This is a genomic window from Clostridium ganghwense (assembly GCF_026735165.1).
Classification (GTDB): Bacteria; Bacillota; Clostridia; order Clostridiales; family Clostridiaceae; genus Clostridium_H; species Clostridium_H ganghwense.
On the sequence record NZ_JAPQES010000002.1, the window covers coordinates 127,745 to 145,970 of the forward strand.

The 18,226-nt window shown below is 30.2% G+C and carries 22 protein-coding genes; all 22 read right to left on the reverse strand.

The annotated features are described in order from the left end of the window. Positions 1–298 precede the first annotated feature (298 nt). Positions 299–1,111 (reverse strand): flagellin N-terminal helical domain-containing protein, encoded by an 813-nt coding sequence (locus OXH55_RS07215; protein ID WP_268049157.1) that lies wholly within the window; start codon positions 1,109–1,111, stop codon positions 299–301. 170 nt (positions 1,112–1,281) lie between these two features. Then, positions 1,282–1,620: a flagellar protein FliT gene (gene fliT / locus OXH55_RS07220; RefSeq protein WP_268049158.1), complete on the reverse strand. Its 339-nt coding sequence runs from the start codon at positions 1,618–1,620 to the stop codon at positions 1,282–1,284. A 22-nt stretch (positions 1,621–1,642) separates the two neighbouring features. Beyond that, positions 1,643–3,253, reverse strand: a complete 1,611-nt coding sequence (gene fliD / locus OXH55_RS07225; RefSeq protein ID WP_268049159.1) for a flagellar filament capping protein FliD — start codon at positions 3,251–3,253, stop codon at positions 1,643–1,645. Positions 3,254–3,297: 44 nt separating this feature from the next. Beyond that, positions 3,298–3,684, reverse strand: a complete 387-nt coding sequence (gene fliS, locus OXH55_RS07230; protein WP_268049160.1) for a flagellar export chaperone FliS — start codon at positions 3,682–3,684, stop codon at positions 3,298–3,300. A 216-nt stretch (positions 3,685–3,900) separates the two neighbouring features. Next, positions 3,901–4,182, reverse strand: a complete 282-nt coding sequence (locus tag OXH55_RS07235) for a hypothetical protein (RefSeq protein WP_268049161.1) — start codon at positions 4,180–4,182, stop codon at positions 3,901–3,903. Between the two features lie 19 nt (positions 4,183–4,201). Further along, positions 4,202–4,594 carry a flagellar protein FlaG gene (locus OXH55_RS07240; protein ID WP_268049162.1) on the reverse strand — a complete coding sequence of 131 codons (393 nt, stop codon included), beginning with the start codon at positions 4,592–4,594 and terminating at the stop codon, positions 4,202–4,204. 42 nt (positions 4,595–4,636) lie between these two features. Then, the gene (csrA, locus tag OXH55_RS07245; protein ID WP_268049163.1) at positions 4,637–4,855 is read right to left on the reverse strand and encodes a carbon storage regulator CsrA; all 219 of its coding nucleotides are present in this window, start codon (positions 4,853–4,855) and stop codon (positions 4,637–4,639) included. Next, positions 4,855–5,286, reverse strand: coding sequence for a flagellar assembly protein FliW (gene fliW / locus OXH55_RS07250; RefSeq protein WP_268049164.1), 432 nt, complete (start codon positions 5,284–5,286; stop codon positions 4,855–4,857). The genes csrA and fliW overlap by 1 nt, the downstream gene beginning before the upstream one ends. A gap of 31 nt (positions 5,287–5,317) precedes the next feature. Further along, positions 5,318–6,721 (reverse strand): flagellar hook-associated protein FlgL, encoded by a 1,404-nt coding sequence (gene flgL, locus OXH55_RS07255; RefSeq protein WP_268049165.1) that lies wholly within the window; start codon positions 6,719–6,721, stop codon positions 5,318–5,320. An 11-nt stretch (positions 6,722–6,732) separates the two neighbouring features. Further along, positions 6,733–8,553, reverse strand: a complete 1,821-nt coding sequence (gene flgK, locus OXH55_RS07260) for a flagellar hook-associated protein FlgK (protein WP_268049166.1) — start codon at positions 8,551–8,553, stop codon at positions 6,733–6,735. A gap of 109 nt (positions 8,554–8,662) precedes the next feature. Further along, positions 8,663–9,100: a flagellar protein FlgN gene (locus OXH55_RS07265; RefSeq protein ID WP_268049167.1), complete on the reverse strand. Its 438-nt coding sequence runs from the start codon at positions 9,098–9,100 to the stop codon at positions 8,663–8,665. Next, the gene (flgM, locus tag OXH55_RS07270; RefSeq protein ID WP_268049168.1) at positions 9,100–9,375 is read right to left on the reverse strand and encodes a flagellar biosynthesis anti-sigma factor FlgM; all 276 of its coding nucleotides are present in this window, start codon (positions 9,373–9,375) and stop codon (positions 9,100–9,102) included. Before flgM ends, OXH55_RS07265 begins: the two co-directional genes overlap by 1 nt. A 336-nt stretch (positions 9,376–9,711) precedes the next feature. Next, the gene (fliY, locus tag OXH55_RS07275) at positions 9,712–10,929 is read right to left on the reverse strand and encodes a flagellar motor switch phosphatase FliY (RefSeq protein ID WP_268049169.1); all 1,218 of its coding nucleotides are present in this window, start codon (positions 10,927–10,929) and stop codon (positions 9,712–9,714) included. Continuing rightward, positions 10,922–11,917, reverse strand: coding sequence for a flagellar motor switch protein FliM (fliM, locus tag OXH55_RS07280; RefSeq protein ID WP_268049170.1), 996 nt, complete (start codon positions 11,915–11,917; stop codon positions 10,922–10,924). Before fliM ends, fliY begins: the two co-directional genes overlap by 8 nt. Positions 11,918–11,937: 20 nt before the next feature. Next, positions 11,938–12,339, reverse strand: coding sequence for a chemotaxis protein CheW (locus OXH55_RS07285; protein ID WP_268049171.1), 402 nt, complete (start codon positions 12,337–12,339; stop codon positions 11,938–11,940). A gap of 21 nt (positions 12,340–12,360) precedes the next feature. Then, positions 12,361–12,720: a response regulator gene (locus OXH55_RS07290; RefSeq protein WP_268049172.1), complete on the reverse strand. Its 360-nt coding sequence runs from the start codon at positions 12,718–12,720 to the stop codon at positions 12,361–12,363. Between the two features lie 17 nt (positions 12,721–12,737). Beyond that, the gene (locus OXH55_RS07295; protein WP_268049173.1) at positions 12,738–13,343 is read right to left on the reverse strand and encodes a chemotaxis protein CheC; all 606 of its coding nucleotides are present in this window, start codon (positions 13,341–13,343) and stop codon (positions 12,738–12,740) included. A 12-nt stretch (positions 13,344–13,355) separates the two neighbouring features. Beyond that, entirely contained in the window at positions 13,356–15,407 is a 2,052-nt protein-coding gene (locus OXH55_RS07300) for a chemotaxis protein CheW (protein WP_268049174.1), read from the reverse strand. A 12-nt stretch (positions 15,408–15,419) separates the two neighbouring features. After that, positions 15,420–16,187 (reverse strand): CheR family methyltransferase, encoded by a 768-nt coding sequence (locus OXH55_RS07305; protein ID WP_268049175.1) that lies wholly within the window; start codon positions 16,185–16,187, stop codon positions 15,420–15,422. A 3-nt stretch (positions 16,188–16,190) separates the two neighbouring features. Continuing rightward, positions 16,191–17,252: a protein-glutamate methylesterase/protein-glutamine glutaminase gene (locus tag OXH55_RS07310; RefSeq protein ID WP_268049176.1), complete on the reverse strand. Its 1,062-nt coding sequence runs from the start codon at positions 17,250–17,252 to the stop codon at positions 16,191–16,193. A 15-nt stretch (positions 17,253–17,267) separates the two neighbouring features. Continuing rightward, positions 17,268–17,756, reverse strand: coding sequence for a chemotaxis protein CheD (locus OXH55_RS07315; protein ID WP_268049177.1), 489 nt, complete (start codon positions 17,754–17,756; stop codon positions 17,268–17,270). Between the two features lie 10 nt (positions 17,757–17,766). Then, a complete protein-coding gene (locus OXH55_RS07320) occupies positions 17,767–18,219 on the reverse strand; it encodes a chemotaxis protein CheW (RefSeq protein ID WP_268049178.1) in 453 nt (150 codons plus the stop codon). Positions 18,220–18,226 lie beyond the last annotated feature (7 nt).

The following is an 18,226-nucleotide window of genomic DNA, read 5'->3' on the forward strand; positions in this document are numbered from 1 at the left end:
TCTTAAACCTGAAGATAATTTTTCCATAGATTTTCCTGCATTACCTACGTTAGTCATCATGTTTCTGTGAGCATTCATTGCATTTAAATTGTGGTTAATAATCATAATAAATTCCTCCTTGAATTTTACCTGGACATCCTTGTCCATTTTTTTATATTTATAATGGAATTAATTTTTTTAACTTTTGACTAGACAAATAGTTGAAATAAAAATTTTTAGCTATTTGCTTTAAGGAAACTCGACTCCTTTCAGTCGCCGAGTAAGTTCGAATAACTAAATCATAGATTTAGATTCTCACTTATCTTAATAATTGAAGTACACCTTGTGGTGCTTGGTTAGCTTGTGAAAGCATTGCTTGAGCTGCTTGGTTTAGTATATTATTCTTTGAGAAGTTCATCATTTCTTTAGCCATGTCTACATCTCTAACTCTTGATTCTGCTGCTTGGATATTTTCAGAAGCATTGTTTAAGTTGTTTATAGTATGTTCTAATCTATTTTGGTTTGCTCCCAATTTTGATCTTTCTGTAGATACTTTTTCTATAGCAGCATCTACTTTTGAAATAGCACTTGCTGCTTTTGTATGTGTGCTTACATCAAGAGCATTTACTGATAATGCACCAGCTTTCATTGTTGCAATAGCTAATTTCATCATAGTTCCTTTGTCTGCTCCTATTTGGAACTTTAAGCTTTTTGCAGTACCATCCAATAAGTTTTGCTTGTTGAATGTAGTTTTATCACCTATTCTGTCTATTTCATTTACTAGTTCATCCATTTCTGCATCTATTGCAGTTCTATCAGCAGTTACGTTAGTATCATTTGAAGCTTGTACTGATAGTTCTCTCATTCTTTGAAGAATTGAATGTGTTTCAGTTAAAGCACCTTCTGCTGTTTGGATAAGTGATATACCATCTTGAGCATTTCTTGAAGCTTGGTCTAAACCTCTGATTTGTCCTCTCATTTTTTCAGAAATTGATAGTCCTGCAGCATCGTCTCCAGCTTTGTTTATTCTTAAACCTGAAGATAATTTTTCCATAGATTTTCCTGCATTACCTACGTTAGTCATCATGTTTCTGTGAGCATTCATTGCATTTAAATTGTGGTTAATAATCATAATAAATTCCTCCTTGAATTTTATCTGGACATCCTTGTCCATTTTTTTGTTTATACTCTTTTTTCGTATTAATTATACAATACTTTATAGTTTTTTAAAAGTTTTTTTATAAAATAATATTTTTGATTAAATCTTTTATTTTTTTATGCTAATCAACTTCTTATTAAATCTTAAATTTGTTTCTTTAAAAAAAACGAACTATTAATAAAACTTTTATTATATGCATTATGAGCATTCCTTGATTTTTTAACATTATTAATTTTAACTCTTATTTCTTGTTTTTTATTATTCATCAGTGTATTTAGTTTTTGCTCCAACAAAACAAGATTAATTTCTTCACTTACACTTCTAAATTGTTCATAAGTATAATCTAACTTATTTATATCTTCTATAATTTCCTGTCTTTTTTTTAAATTATCCTCTAATGTATTTAACTCTCCCTTTTCTAGAACATTGATTAAAAGCATAGTTAAATCTCGATAATCTACCAATTTATCTTTTAACATCATGCCCATCCTCTTTTTCATATTTTTACGCTGTACCCATCTGAGAATATAGCCAGTTAGATTGTGCATTCATTTGGTTCATAGATTGTTCTAGTCTTGCAAACATTGCATAATAACTGTTTTCCTTATGAATTAATTTCTGCTGCATTGCATATATCAAAGTATTTTTTTCTTCTATCTGTTTAGTTAATGTGTTAGTAAAATAAGTTGTATCATCTTCCATTCCAGCTATTTCTAAAAGGTATCCTTTTTTACCGTTAGTATCTCTTCTTGCTCCCATATTATCATTAAGTATATCGTTAATTCTCTGTAAAATTCCTTCTTCAGCATATCTGCTTTTTCTATCAGTGCTGCTCATAGTCCTGCTGTAGGCAGTATCTGATTGTTTTATAAATAAATCCATAACTTGCTGTGGATTGTTTCTTAAAACTTCCTTTAATTTACTTTCATCAACGATTTTTATTTTTCCTCTTTCAGTTATATCAGAAGATGTATCTAACCCTAATTCTTTCTTACCAAAAGAGATCCCTGTTCCATTTACCGAATCAAAAAATGCTCCTCTTAAACCTGAAAGCATTTTTTTAAGAGTATTATCATTTCTTACAATTCCCTTTTTAGCTTCTGTGTCCCATTTTTTCACTTCATCTTCAGTCATAGCCTTTTTTTGTTCTTCTGTTAACGGCTTGTAACTGTAATTTTTTTTCTCACCTATTTTATCTGAAACCTTACCTATCAACTTATTATATTCTTCTATAAAACCTTTCATTTTGTTAAAAGGTTCATCAACATTATCTGCTATAGTTATATCAGTAGTGCCAGTTTTAGCTAAACTATAACTTACACCATCAATAGTAAAACTATTGGTTGATTTTGTAACATTAGTTGGAATAACTTCTCCAGGTGGGGTTATATCAATGGAAGCATCCTGTCCAGAATTGGTATCTAAAGCATTAACATTTAAAGCATTAGATAAATCACCATCAATGGCATCAACTGTAATAGATTCTGAAGCTCCTGTTTTAGATGTTTTCATTGTAAACTTACCTGTAAGTTCACTAAAGCTTGCTATAACTTCTCCAGATGTTTCTTCATTAATCTCATTCATTAAGTCAGAAATAGTCTTATCTCCAGCACTGTTATCCAAAGTTATTACTTTATTACTTACAGTTCCATAGCTTAGTGTTATACTTAACACCTTATTTGTATTCACATCTAAATCCGTTAACTTTGAGTCTAAAGCATGTCCACTTCCTGCTACCACTTTACTTATCTGTGCTGATTCTGCTAATTGATTAACTGTTACTGTATAAGTTCCTCTCTGGGCTCCAGCAACTGCTGTTGCTGTTCCTACTGCTGTTTCACTACTTGTAATATCAAAGCCTGAAAAAGCATTAGGCGATAAAATATAGTCATCGCTTAATACATCAAAATATTTATTCTTAAAGTCATTGAAATCCTTTATTATATCTCTATAAGCTTCCTGTCTCCATTCTATTAGCTGCTTATCTTGATTGATTTTGTCCAATTTAACTTTTTCAGCATCCATCATCTGTTTTACCATTGCATCAGTATCCATTCCTGTTGCCAGACCACTCACTCTCATTGTACTGCTGCCTACACCACCTACATAACTCATCCTTGAGCCTCCTTTTCACAACTCCATTTGTTAAATTCATTTATTTATTTCATATTTTTTGCAATTCTATTTGCTTCATACCAAGTATCTCTTATATCCTCTATCAATGGTATAATTTGATTCATCTTTTCTTTATCTTTTTTCATATTTGCCTCACCCAATTCATCAACAATAAACCTATATATACTCATCATCTTAGTTCCCCATTCTCCCGCCTGTTCTACATCTAGAGTTGCCATTAATTCATAAAATATATCTTGAGTTTTTGTTATATTATCATGAGCTTTTTGAATCTTTTTATCTATTATAGCTTGTCTACCAATTTTAGAAAATTTCACAGCTCCATCTAAAAGCATTAATAATAGTTGCTCCTTTGAAGCATAATTTATACTATTAGTTTTATAAGTATTATAAGCATTATTTGCGTACATTTAAAGCCCTCCTACGTTTCTTCATAATACCATATTCTTTTCTAATATTTTTATCGTTGATATTTTATACAACTTTACTAAATATAATTTATAAGTACAGATTTTAAATACTAAACTTTAAACATTTATCTAAGCTACTTAATGTTCAGCAACATTTTTTTAAAAATATACAGTATATAAAATTATCATATAAATTTTATATACTGTACTAATAGCTTATTTTGTAATATCTAAAAATCTCCCTGTTGAAATACTCTTTTGTACTCTCTCTTCTTTAATTGCTTCAATTTTGACATTATTAAGTTTAACAGCATCCACCATTATTCTCTTTTTCCCTTTATTCTTTAATAATTTTTTCTTAAAGGTTTCTTCTTTATTTTTCTTTTTATCTTTATCAACTTTCTCAGTTACTTTGCTTCCATGAACCTTCCCCTCTTTTGCTGAATCATTAACTATTTGACGAATCTCCATGTCTATCTTATTTAATCTATATTCCATAATATCACCTCAAATTAAATTAGACTTTTTCATCAAACATAACTCCTGCAAGCTTACACATTTCAGCAACCATATCTAACATTTTTTTTGGTGGTATTTCTTTTATAACCTCTTTTGTTGTATCATTTATTATTCTTATTATGAATTCACTTTTAAATTTATCATGCCTTTCATATTCAACATGAGTTTTTTCACCTTCAAGAAATTTATTTAATTTATCAACTGCTTTTTTAATATTTTGCTCTTGATTACTATTTTGTTTTGTAGAACCATGATTTACTTCTTTACTAATATTTTCATTTTGAAAAACAGGTTGAACCCCTGTAGAGTCATCTTTTGAATTATTCACTGTATTATTTGAAGTTATCCCCAAATTATTTTGCCTTCCTTGGCTTATAGCTCTAACATCCACTCTGCTTCCCCCCTTTAATTCCCTTTTTTAATAAAATTATAATTATTTTTTGCTAATTTTTTTTAATATTGATATATCTGCATATGCAGCTTTTTGATTTTCTTCTCCCACTTCTTTATACAATTCACTTCTTAAAATAGTAACAGTTTTTGGAGCATCTATAGCAAGCTTAACGGCTCCATTTTCTATGCCTATTACGGTTACTTCTATATCATCACCTACAAGTAAGGACTCTCCCTTTTTTCTCTTAATTACTAACATTAAGTCTCCTCCTTAAATAATGGATACTTCACCAAATATTCTTCATTATTTAATATTATTTGTTCCCCTAATTTTTCTTTAATATTAATAATTATAGGAGCTCTTAAGTTAGCCGTTATTTCTTCAACATTAGAACTTATAGTAACAGTATTTAACAACATTACATCTTCAGGCTTTTCTACTTTTAACCTTTGAACCAAATTATCATCTAATTTTATTTCATAATCTTTCTTTACATAAAAAGGAGAAACTACAATAAACCCAACTTCACTATTTTCTATTGAATGTAATATACTAAACATTTCATTATCTTCTACATTGAAAATTATAAACTTTCTAAGATCTTCAAAGCCAGGTACACCTTTATGAAAAGTTACTATATCTTTTTTCTCATATTCTCTTACTCCGTGATACTTAGTTTTGAACTCCATATTTTAATCTCCTGTTCTTATTAATTCTTAACTATCTTAAGTAATCCATTAACGAAGGCTGTAATACTTTAGCACTTGTTTGAAGAGATGCTAAATATACTGTCTGCATTGTAGCATATTCCATAGTTTTTTCAGTTATATCTATATCTTCAATTTTTGATAATATTTCTGTCATATTAAAATTCGAATCAACATTTCTATCTTTTGCGCTGTCCATTCTGTTTTGCTTTGCCCCAACTTCAGAACGAATTTTTAGTAAGTTATTCATAGCATCAGTAAGCTTTTGTAAATCTCCATTAACTAACTCTTTTATAGCATCTGTATCTACCGTTACCCCATCATCATTTTTACCATCTAGATGATTAGTTATGTTATTAAATATATCTCTTAGGTCTAATGAATCTCCCTTTGAATTTTTAAACTCTAATATTTCTGAAGCTGTTACATTATAGTCCATAGAAACACCTTGAGAAATCTGAACTTTTAATTTACACTGTATTTGATTATATTCAGGACCATCTACTAATTCTCCACCACTCTTCTTATGATACACAAGTCTAGCATTACTGGTATTGTTGGTACTAAATTTAGCAGTATCGCTGCCAGCTGATATTTTTATGTCACCTGTAGCACTTATCTTAAAATAATTATTACTAGGATCTTCTCCTCCCGCCTCATTTATGTTAACAAACATAAGATTATTATCTGCCATATTAGGAACTACTTTTATCTTATCTTTTAAATCATTATCTTTATCTATTTGTTCATTTATTTTACTTGCTAGATCACTCAAGCTATTAATTTCAGTATCTTTAGCAATAGATATTGTTTTTTCGGTCTCTACTGTACTACCAGAAGGTTTGAATTTAACTTTTATATCTAGTTGTTGTTTTAATTGTCCTTTATCACTAACTATTGTATTAGCAATTTTTTGATCTTTGTCTATAATTATTTTTTCAGTTGATGCCGCATTTCCAAAACTACTTCCACCAATAACATCTACAGGCTTAGTAGTTCCCCTAGTTCCACCAAAAATATACTTACCATCAAAGCTTGTATTTAAAATTTGTGATACTTCACCTATTTTTTCATTTATTTCATCTTTTATAGCTCGCCTTTCATTTGAACTATATCCTGCATTACCTGCTGATATTAAAAGTTCTCTTACCCTTTGAAGAACATCCCCAACTTGTCCTACTGCTGTATCTGTAGTATCAAGCCAATTTATAGTATCATTTATATTTTCATTATACTGCTTATTTGTATTAATGTCAGTATGAAGTTGCATTGATCTTGCAACCTTAAACGGATCATCAGAAGGTTTTCTAATTTCTTTCCCTGATGTCATCTGTTGTTGTAATTTTTTCATATATTCAAGATTTGTTCTCATATCAGCTAAAAAACTGTTAGAAAGCATTTTATTTGTTACACGCATTGTTATTCCCCCTATCTCTTCAAGCCATTAACTACTACATCTAGAAGTTCATCTACTGTTGAAATTATTTTTGCATTTGCTTGATAAGCATGCTGGAACTGAACCAAATTTGCCATTTCCTCATCAAGAGACACTCCCGATATAGAATCTCTTCTTTCCTGGAAGCCTTGTAGCAATACTTCCTGGTTTCTAACTACTCTTCTAGCTTCTTGTTCCTGTATTCCAAGCTTGTCTATAGTATCCTTAAAATAATTGTCTATTTTCATTCCATTTATATCACTTTTAACTGTAGCTACTCCTAAACTTGAATCTACAGCTAATGTGCCTATAAACCCTACTCTATCGGTTGAATTATCTATATCTTGGATTTTTAGTAGAGTCCCTCTAAGTTGAGCTATAGCAAGTGCTCTCTTACCATCATTTTCACCATCTACATCTGGGTTACCAGTAGTCCCTGCTTTTATTTTCATTACATCCTTTATAATTTCCATGTTAACTGATATATTACCAGCTGTAATTTCAACTTCTTTATTTAGTGTATCTCCTAAATTATTAAGCACACCATCGGTATACTGAGCTGCATCTTTATTAACAAAGAATGGCATCGTATCAGCACTTGAATCTTCTTTACCACTATGAACAGCATTAACTGAAAAAACCAACCCCTTAGCTAGTTTATTCAACTGATCTATATATTTATCTACATCCTTTTGAACAGACATATAGCCTTTAAGTTCGCCTCTATTTTCGTCCTTTGGAAGGCTAAACATAGCTAAATTTTCAAAATCTATTGTAGTTTCTTTTGCAATTGCTGCTCCGTTCTTGTCAAGTGCTCTTCCATTTGCATCATCATCATTTTTATCATTTTGAGCCCATATTACTCTGCATTGATCTAACTGCTTATATTCATCCTCAGTCATTTCTACCGTAATAGTTTCCGTCTTATCTTTATCACCATTTTTTAAGTAAGTGACTTTATATTGTAATGTATTTGCTCTTGAACCAGGTGTAGTAGTTTTTGCTATACCAGAAACATAAGAAAATCTTCTTACAGCATCATTTGGATTTTTTCTTATCAAAAGTGAATTTACATTGGGATTAAGTCCACTTTCATCTTCTGGCCCTACATTTACAGAATAAAATTTATCTTTTTTTACTTCTATGTTAAATTTTTCACTTAATTGATCTAATAATAAGTCTCTTTTATCCATTAAATCATTTGGTTCCATACCTGAAACCTTAACACTCATAATTTGCTGATTTAGCTTATCTAATCTATCAAGCATTCCATTCAAATCAAAAACAGACTGCTTTATAGAGTCATGAGTATTTTCTTTTATTTCCATTAATTGATTATACGTATGATTTAATTCATCTGCTAAGGCTGCTGACTGTTGAGCTACAACAGTTCTTGCATTTGAACTTTCTGCTTGCTTGGATAACTGATCCCAAGAATTAAAAAATTTTCCAATCAAAGTTGAAAGTCCATTGTCTGAAGGTTCATTAAATATGCTCTCTATTTCACTTAAATACTTATCTCTAGCTTCATATTGGGCTAATGTACTTTTTTCTCTTCTAACTTGGAAATCCATAAAACTATCCCTAACTCTTTGAATAGTCGACACTCCAACACCAGTACCAACTTGTCCCGGACCTACTTGGTTGTCCATAGATGGCATTCCAAAAGGTCTTGTAGTTTCAAGAACTGCCCTTTGCCTTGAGTAACCTTCTGTATTTGCATTTGCTATATTATGTGAAGTTACATCTATAGCTCTTTGCTGTCCAAATAGTCCTCTCTTCCCTATATTAAAAGTTGCAAATAATCCTGACACTTTTATACCTCCCTTTTTTCGAGTAACCAGATACCAGTATTCAGTAACCATAAAAAAATATTTTTTAACATAACCCACTCACTGGTTACTGACTACTGGTTACTATTCCTTATCTTCCTACTTTTCCATATGCATTATACGTTTTTGCCTGTCTATCAGGATTTAATAGAACAAGCATCTTATTTGTAAAGGCTAAACCTTGTTTTATAAGCAATTCATTAGTATCTTTCTGTAGTCTAACCTCTTCCAAAACCTTTCTAGTTTTTCTAAGATTATCCTCTAATTCTTTATCGTCCATTTCTTCAATTAATTTACCAAAAGTTTTCTCTTGTAATATGTCATTTGTTAATTCTCTTCTTTTTAATTCAATGTTAGCAATTTTTTGATTGCATTTTTGTATTTTTTCTACACAAGCATCCATATTAAAAGCATCATTTTTAACTATATATTCATGTTGTTCTTCTAAGATATTAAGAAGTTCTTTGGATGATTCTATTTGCTTCACCATTATTTCATTTAATTGATCTCTGAACTCTCTATCGTTCATTAAATTTCTCTTCCCTTCATTATATCTATCATTTTTTGTGCTACTAGTTTGGCATCCACATTATACGTTCCCTTTGCCACTTCATTTCTTATTTTTTCCAATTTTTCTTGAGATATTTCCTTTTTATCTTGAGCAGCAAAAGAACTTAAGCTTTTACCAACTTGTGAAATTTCTAGTGAATCTTTCTTTGCTACTTTTTTAGTTTTTTCTATATTCCTATTATTTTTTTCGTACATATTTATTACTTTATTTATACCAACTTGTGATATTTTCATATTTTACACTCCTTAATCTTCTCTTCATTTCTATGTTAATATTATCGACTTAGAAAATATAAAGTTTATACTTATTCATAAAAAAAGAAATGAAATTATAACAAAAATTTCATTTTTAATTCAAATTTGTACTCTATTAAACTTTACATAAAAATCTTTCTATGCCTTATCAACTAAAATAGACAATAAAAGTCCATTTTAAAATTTTTCCTCGAAAAAAGTTAAAATGAAATTTTTCAATTGTGAAATTTCATTTTTAAAACATGAATCCAAAAAAGTTAGGTAACAAAATATAAATATTTTGTTACCTAACTTTAACTATATTTTCTTATATAATTATCCTTTTAGTGATCTTACTCTTTCCTCACTACTTACTATATTCACTATTCTAACACCAAAATTTTCATCTACAACAACAACTTCTCCATAAGCAACTTTTTTACCATTTACTAGAATTTCAACAGGTTCTTCTGCTAACTTGTCTAACTCTATAAGTGATCCAGTTCCTAGATTTAATACATCCTTTATGCTCTTTTTAGTTCTTCCTAAAACAACTGAAATTTCAAGTGGAACATCTAGTATCAAATCAATATTCTTAGGTGTCTCATTAACCGCAATCTCTTGAAGCGGTTGAAAACTAGCCTGCTGAACATTAACCGGCGGCTGTGGTGGTACCACTGGTGGTACTGGTGCTGCTACAGGCTGTTCATATGCATAAGTTTCAGCTGGTTTAGGCTGCACTTGAGGCTGCTGTACATATTGTTTAGGAACTTCTTGCTGTACCTGTGGTTCCTTTGTTTTGTTTTCTGGTTGTTCATTTTCCTGTCCCATCATTATCGAAACTATTTTTTTTGCTGTGTTAATAGGAAGAACTTGCATAATATTACTATCAACTAAATCTCCTATAGTTAATCTGAATGATACTTGAATAATATCTTCTTCATCAGTTATACCTTCTGCTAATGGTGCAGTAATATCTTCCCATATTTTTGCAGTAGGTGGAGATATATTTACTTCTCTTGCAAACATCGTTGCCATTGATGTAGCTGCTGAACCTATCATTTGGTTCATAGCCTCCGCAACTGCGCTTTCTTCAATTTCAGAGAGAGAAGTTGGTTTCTCAACATTTCCATCTCCTCCCATCATAAGATTTGCAATTACAGCTGCATCAGTTATTTTCATTACTAATAAATTTCCACCTACAATACCACTTACATATTTTACTTCAAGTGCGATATTAGGAATTTCAAAGGTTTCCCTTAAATTATTTAGTGTGGTAACCTTAACCTGAGGTGTTGTAATATTTACCTGTTGACCAATTATAGTGGAAAGGGCTGTTGAAGCTGATCCCATGGATATATTTCCTATTTCCCCCAACAAATCTCTTTCTATATCAGAAATAGTATCACTTTCTGAATTTGATTTATTAGACTCAATAGTATTTTGTTGAGGTATATTTTCTTCTACAGATTCTTCCTTAGATACAGAATCATTTCCCCCTTTTAATAATGCATCTATCTCATCTTGTGAAAGAAATCCGTTATCGCTACTCATAGTTTTCCACATCCTTATCAATAATATCTAGTATCTGAACGCCTTTATTTTTGCCAATAATCCCCGGTTTTGCATATAAGTAGTCTTCATCTTCTACTTTCATTTTAATAGCCTCTTTTGTTGTAATATCTAAGGTCACTACATCTCCAATAGATAATTTCAAGAAATCATCTACAGTTATATTAGTAGCTCCAAGCTCAGCTGTCATTGCTAAATCAACAATATTTATTCTCTGACGCAGTTTCTCCTTAGAATGTTCTAAAATTTCAGCATCATTTTCTCTAAACCAATATTGAACTACAAGCTTATCTAATATTTTTTCTATACTCAGATATGGAATACAAATATTTATAAATGTACTACTTCCACTCATTTCAACAGAAAAAGTTATCAATGCAACTGGTTCTGTAGGCGCTAAAGTCTGATTTAGAGCTGGATTAGTATCTAATCCTTCTATTTCAGGTTCAACTTCTAATACATCCTCCCAAGCAAGTTTTAAATTAGCAATAAGCCCTTTATTTATTTGCTTTATGATATTCTTATCAATATCAGTAAATTCTCTTGTCTTATATTGACCTATACCTGCCCCACCTAAAAGAACATCAGTAATCCTATATACAAATTGAGGGTTAGTCTCAAAAAGTATTGATCCACTTAATGGTGGCATCTTAAATATTGTTAATATAGTTGGATTTGGTACTGAATGAATAAACTCTTCATAGGTTATCTGCTGAACAGTTTCTATATTTACTTTCACATTTGTTCTTACTTGAGCAGTTAGGTAATTAGAAATTATTCTAGCAAAATTATCATGAATAAGTTCTAGCGTTCTTATGTGATCCTTAGAGAACTTTTGAGGACTTTTAAAATCATACGGTTTAACCTTCTGTTTTTCCTCCTCTTGCTCAAGTTCATCAGGATTTAATTCCCCAGAGTCCAAGGCAGATAAAAGGGCATCTATTTCGCCTTGTGATAAAACGTCTGCCATGTTTGTCCCTCATTTCTTTACTAATTTGCAAACAATTTGTCTATATCGATTAAAGTAACTACCCTATCTTTAAAATTAATAACTCCTTTGATGTAAAGCTTTCTTTGATCATCAACCTTTTCTACTATTTCTTCTTCAATCTCAAGCACTTCATCGACTTCATCTACAGTAATACCTACATGTTCATCTTCCATTTTTAAAATTATTATATTATTTTGTTCTACATTTTCTTTTTTCTCAATATTCAATAATAAATTTATATCTAAAAGTGAAATAACATTTCCTCTTAAATTTATTAAGCCTTTTATATAATCTGGTGATTTAGGAACTCTAGTTATTTCCATGATATCATTTATTCCCTGAACTTTTGCAGTTTCAACTGCAAACTGTTCATCTCCTAGTCTAAATATGACTACCTGCATTTTTATTCCTCCCTTAGTCTATTAGCCTATTGCCTTCCTAATAGCCTCAAGAACTCTTTCTGCTTGGAATGGTTTTACTATAAAATCTCTTGCTCCAGATCTTATAGCATCCATTACCATTGTTTGTTGTCCCATAGCACTACACATTATTATTTTAGCCGCTGGATCAAATTCCTTTATCGCTTTAACAGCTTCAATTCCATCCATATCAGGCATTGTTATATCCATAGTAACAACATCAGGTTTTTCAGACTTATAAAGTTCTACAGCTTTTAATCCATTACTAGCTTCTCCCACAATTTCAAATCCATTTTTTTCTAAAATATCCTTTATCATCATTCTCATAAAAGCAGCATCATCAACAATTAATACTCTAGCCATGTTCTTATAACCTCCAATTAATTTACTCCTAATGTACTTAATATTTTTTCTAATGAGCCAGGCATTGGAATATAATAAAAATGCCCGCTTATTTCTTCACTCTTATTATTTTGCAAAAATCTAGTCTCTAAGTCAAGTACTTGATCATCAAATTGACCAGCTTCAATAAAACTTGTAGATAATATAGCTCCAAGCATATCATATGAAACTGCTGGTACAGACGGCGTTATTGCTAATCCTGTAAATTTAGCTATAGCATTCATATATGATGTAGCTATAATATTTCCAATTTCACATAATACCGAATTACCCATATCAGTTATCTGTTCTGCCTGCTCTCCTGTTAATAATTCTATTATTTGGAATGCAGTTTCTCTTTCAAGAACAAATAATATATTTCCTGGAGTATCACCAAGTACTCTTACAATAATACCAATAACAACTCTTTCTGTTCCTTCATCAGAAAAAACATCATCAAATGGAACTATATTTACCGCTGGTACTGTCATATCTATTTTTTTATTTAATAACTGTGACAAAGCAGTTGCTGCATTGCCAGCTCCAATATTTCCAACTTCTCTCAAGGCATCCATCTGCATAGGAGTCATCTCAAGATATATCATATTACTCCCTCCTTATATCAAAGCTGCAACATCAAGTATTAAAGTAACTAATCCATCACCATATATAGTTGCCCCTATATATTCTTTTAATGCCTTTAATGTTTTTCCTAAAGGTTTTATTACTGTTTCTTGTTGTCCTAATAATCCATCAACTAAAAGTCCAACTGTTTTCTCTCCAACTTTAACAATTACAATATAGTTTTTATTGCTATTGGATTTTTCAAGTCCTAACTTTTCATAAACTCTTATAAGAGGAATTACATTTTCATTATAAACAATAACTTCTTTATTGTCTGTTTTCATTACTTCCTCTTCTTTGTAATCTATAACTCTATCAATATATCCTAGTGAAATAGCCATAGTTTCATTTCCAACCTTAACAAGTAACGCTTGTATAATTTGAAGTGTCAATGGTAATGTTATAATAAAAGAAGTACCTTTGTCAATCTCACTTGTAACATCAACTGTACCACCTAGGGAGCTTATCTTGGTCTTAACTACATCCATACCTACCCCTCTACCTGATATATCCGTAACTTCTTCATTAGTACTAAAGCCTTGTGCAAAAATAAGATTTTTAATGTCTGATTCACTCATACCTTCAGTACTTATACCAACTTTTTCAGCCTTTGCTCTAACCTTTTCAACGTCAATTCCAGCACCATCATCTTCAACTTTTATTATAGCTTTTGTTCCTTCTTGATAAGCTATAAGCTTAATAGTTCCTGTTGGTTTTTTACCCCTAGCTATTCTATCTTCCTTACTTTCAATTCCATGATCTGCTGCATTTCTAATAAGATGAATTAGCGGTTCTCCTATTTCGTCTATAACTGTTCTATCAAGTTCAGTGTCTTGACCTTTAACTATAAACTCAATATCTTTATCAAGTTCCACTGACAAATCTCTTACCATTCTTGGGAATCTGTTAAATACAGTTTCTAATGGAAGCATTCTTATTTTCATAACAAGGTCTTGCAAATCTGAAGTAGTTCTAGCAACTTGTTCTAAAGTTTCATTTAATTCAGTTGACCTATAATTAGAGCTTATCTGTTCCAATCTAGTTCTATGAATAACAAGTTCTGAAACCATATTCATAAATTTATCAAGTCTTTCTAAATCTACTCTTACAGATTGATGTACCTTCTTATGCTGTTTTCTTTCTACAGGTTTTTTCTCTACTTCTTTTGGTTTAATTGGAGTTTGTTTTGTTTTTGTCTCCTGTTTCGTCTCTACTTTTACTTCTTGTTTTACTTCTGGTTTTTGTTCATTACCAGCGGCTTTATTTTCTTTCACATTTACATTATCGACTATAACTTTTGCAACTTCAGATATATTTATTAAAACATCATAAATTTCTTCTTTGCTTTTATGAGTTAAATAAATCATATCAATGTCCAAATCAAAATTTTCATTTTCTAAATCATCTGCTGATGGTATGCATTTCACAACCTCACCAAATTCCTCTAAACCTTTAAAAATCAAAAATGCTCTAGCAGATTTCAAAAGAGTATTTTCGTCTAAAACTACTTTAATTTGATATGCTTCAAAGCCTTTATCTAATGCTTGTTTAACAATATTAATATCATATTCATTCATTTCTATAAAAGCATTATCTGAAGCTTCAATAGTCACATTCACTTCTTCTTTTGCAATTTCTTTAGTTTCTTCTTCATCATTACCTTCTTTGCCCTGAGCAATTTGTTCCAAATTATCCATTATTTCATTTATAGAAATATTTTCTTCTATTCCTTCAGCTATATTATTGACCATTTGCTCTAGTGTATCAAGGCATTTAAAAAGGACAGTTACAACTTTTTGTGTAACTTTTAGTTTACCTTCTCTAAATTGAGATAGAACATCCTCCATTTTATGAGTAAGTTCAGCCATTTCATTAAATCCCATCGTAGCTGCCATACCCTTTATTGTATGTGCCACTCTAAAAATTTCATTTAGCTTATCTATATCATCTGGTTCTTGTTCTAACTGTAATAAAGACTCATTTAAAGTCTGAAGATTATCCATTGATTCTTCAAGAAACATTGATAAATATTGTGATGTATCCACGCTTTTCCCTCCTTATAGTTTCTTGTATATAAACGTAGAAGCTTTTTCAAAACCATAGTCTTTATAATTATATATACTTTCAGTTGCTCCTACAAAAAGGAGTCCTCCTTTCTTTAAGGATTCACTGAACTTTCTATATATTTCATTTTTTATATCTTGATTAAAATATATTACTACATTTCTGCAAACTATTAAGTCAAATCCTTTCTCATAATTATCAAGTATGAGATCATGTTTCTTAAAAGTTACCATATTTTTTATTTTAGAATCAATAATATATTTATCGTTTACTTTAGTAAAATATTTTTGTATATATTCTTTTTTTACATTTTTTATTTCTGAATTTACATATTCACCTTTTTTAGCTCTTTCCAAAATACTTTTATCTATATCAGTTGCTAAAATATTGTGTCTACCTTTTACTTTTAAATTATTCAAAATCAAAGCTATTGAATATGGCTCAGCACCAATTGAGCATGCGGCACTCCATATCTTTAAATTCTTTTCTCTAGGTATTAGGTCATTTTCAATTTTCTTTCTTAGTTCTTCAAAAATTTCTGGATTTCTAAAAAATTCTGTTACATTTATAGTTATAAAATCAAGAAATTTTTGTCTTTGACTTTGATCCTTTTTTAGAAGATTAACATATTCATCTACAGAACTCACTCCTACTCTAGACATCAAGCTTAAGATTCTTCTATGCAACTGATTTGATTTATAAGCAGATAAATCTATTTTAAATTCTTTTAAAACCCATTTTTTAAAATCCTCTAAATTCATATTTTATCCCCTAGCTTCCTTTGTATTTTTAACTATTATTGATGCAATTTCATTAATAGGAAGTACTTCATCCACTTTTCCAGTTTCATAAGCTGCTTTAGGCATTCCATATATAGTACAAGTGGACTTATCTTCTGAAATAGTAACACCCCCATTTTCCTTAATTACAGCTGTACCTTGTGCACCATCTTTTCCCATACCAGTTAACACTACACTTAAAAGGTACTTTCCATAAATCATTGAAGCAGATACAAATAATTTATCCACTGCTGGTCTAACTCCCCATATAGGTGGTTCTGTATTTAAGTGAATCTTCTTATCTGCTCCCACTTCCATATGAAATCCTCCAGGTGCAATGTATACAACATTCTTTTCTACATTGTCACCTTCACTTGCCTCTTTCACCTTAATTTTACTATTTGAATCAAGCCGTTCAGCAAAGGCTTTAGTAAAGCCTACTGGCATGTGTTGAACAATAAATACCGGAACACCAATATCTGCTGGTAATTGAGTAACCACTTTATAGAGAGCTTTAGGCCCTCCTGTTGATGCACCAATAACCACAGCATTTATTTTTTTATTTTTTTCTGATACTGATGCAACGTTTTCTTTTTGCAATTTACGATCTTTTTTTAATGAAGTACTTTTTTCTTTATAAATATTTTTACTATAAGCTAGTTTAATTTTGCTTTTAAGTTCTTCTCCTACCTTTTCTATATCTAAAGATATAGCTCCTGATGGTTTAGGTATAAAATCAAAAGCTCCATTTTCTAAACATTCCATTGTTAATGCTGTTCCTCGTTTAGAGATACTACTAAGCATTATAACAGGTATATTATATTTTTCTTCTTTCATTTTCTTTAAAGTAGTTATACCGTCCATTTTAGGCATTTCAACATCCAATGTTATAACATCCGGTTTTTCTCTACTTAATTTTTTAAATAAATCCTCGCCATTTCTTGACGTGTTTATAACTTCCATATCATTATTTGAATTAATGATATCTGAAACAATTTTTCTCATCAAAGCTGAATCATCAACTACTATAACTTTAATTTTATCCAAATTAGAATCACTCCATTATATTTCTTTAATTCCCATTCCCACTGTTTTAATTTGAACAATTCCATTTTCAGTATCAAAAATCATAGTTCTTCCTTTGTTCCCACCTGTTTCTTCACTAATTATAGGAATAGACATCTCTTTTAAAACTTTTTTTACAGAAATACTATTTCTATTTCCAATATCCATAATCATACTTTTATCTGAAAAATTAAACATTGAAGCTCCACCAGCTATTTTGGCTATTAAATTTCTTTTAATAGCTCCCTCTTTTTCCATTTTTTTTAGAAGTAAAGGAATAGCAAGATCTGCAAATTTCATAGGATTATTGACCTTAGTAAATTGAGTACTATCCGGAAGCATAATATGGGCAAGCCCACCTATTTTTCTTGAAGTATCATAAAGGACTATTCCTATGCAAGAACCTAATCCAACTGTTATAAGTTTTTTTGGTGGTGAAGCAGTATTAAGATCTGCAATTCCTACTCTAATATCATTTTTATTCATAAGTAGCACCTTATTTCAAAATTAATTCTTTTTCTTCTTGAGTTAATATAGTTGAAATATTTAAGAAGATTATTATTTGTTTATTTATTTTGATCAATCCTTTTATATATCTTTTAGCAATTCCAGCTACAATTTCAGGTGGTTCTTCGATATTTTCCATTTTAACATCACAAACTTCTGAAACCACATCAACAATTATACCTATTTTTGATTCTCCTTGTTTGGCTACTATAATTTTTGCTTCATCACCAGTATTATTATATGGTATATTAAACTTTTTAGCCAAACTCATTATTGGAAGTATATTTCCTTCGTAATTTATTACTCCCTCTATAAATTCAGGAGAATCTGGAAGCTTTGTAGGTTCTTCATACCCTAAAATTCTTTCTACCTCCATAATATCAGTAGCATAATATTGATCATTTATATTAAATATTAAAATTTTAATTTCTTTTTCATTCATATAGCCA

Coding starts and splice junctions, on each gene's coding strand:
- OXH55_RS07215 (WP_268049157.1), bottom strand. CDS start 1,111: ATGATTATTAACCACAATTTAAATGCAATGAATGCTCACAGAAACATG.
- fliT (WP_268049158.1), bottom strand. CDS start 1,620: ATGATGTTAAAAGATAAATTGGTAGATTATCGAGATTTAACTATGCTT.
- fliD (WP_268049159.1), bottom strand. CDS start 3,253: ATGAGTTATGTAGGTGGTGTAGGCAGCAGTACAATGAGAGTGAGTGGT.
- fliS (WP_268049160.1), bottom strand. CDS start 3,684: ATGTACGCAAATAATGCTTATAATACTTATAAAACTAATAGTATAAAT.
- OXH55_RS07235 (WP_268049161.1), bottom strand. CDS start 4,182: ATGGAATATAGATTAAATAAGATAGACATGGAGATTCGTCAAATAGTT.
- csrA (WP_268049163.1), bottom strand. CDS start 4,855: ATGTTAGTAATTAAGAGAAAAAAGGGAGAGTCCTTACTTGTAGGTGAT.
- fliW (WP_268049164.1), bottom strand. CDS start 5,286: ATGGAGTTCAAAACTAAGTATCACGGAGTAAGAGAATATGAGAAAAAA.
- flgL (WP_268049165.1), bottom strand. CDS start 6,721: ATGCGTGTAACAAATAAAATGCTTTCTAACAGTTTTTTAGCTGATATG.
- OXH55_RS07265 (WP_268049167.1), bottom strand. CDS start 9,100: ATGAACGATAGAGAGTTCAGAGATCAATTAAATGAAATAATGGTGAAG.
- flgM (WP_268049168.1), bottom strand. CDS start 9,375: ATGAAAATATCACAAGTTGGTATAAATAAAGTAATAAATATGTACGAA.
- fliY (WP_268049169.1), bottom strand. CDS start 10,929: ATGAGTAGCGATAACGGATTTCTTTCACAAGATGAGATAGATGCATTA.
- fliM (WP_268049170.1), bottom strand. CDS start 11,917: ATGGCAGACGTTTTATCACAAGGCGAAATAGATGCCCTTTTATCTGCC.
- OXH55_RS07285 (WP_268049171.1), bottom strand. CDS start 12,339: ATGCAGGTAGTCATATTTAGACTAGGAGATGAACAGTTTGCAGTTGAA.
- OXH55_RS07290 (WP_268049172.1), bottom strand. CDS start 12,720: ATGGCTAGAGTATTAATTGTTGATGATGCTGCTTTTATGAGAATGATG.
- OXH55_RS07295 (WP_268049173.1), bottom strand. CDS start 13,343: ATGATATATCTTGAGATGACTCCTATGCAGATGGATGCCTTGAGAGAA.
- OXH55_RS07305 (WP_268049175.1), bottom strand. CDS start 16,187: ATGAATTTAGAGGATTTTAAAAAATGGGTTTTAAAAGAATTTAAAATA.
- OXH55_RS07315 (WP_268049177.1), bottom strand. CDS start 17,756: ATGAATAAAAATGATATTAGAGTAGGAATTGCAGATCTTAATACTGCT.
- OXH55_RS07320 (WP_268049178.1), bottom strand. CDS start 18,219: ATGAATGAAAAAGAAATTAAAATTTTAATATTTAATATAAATGATCAA.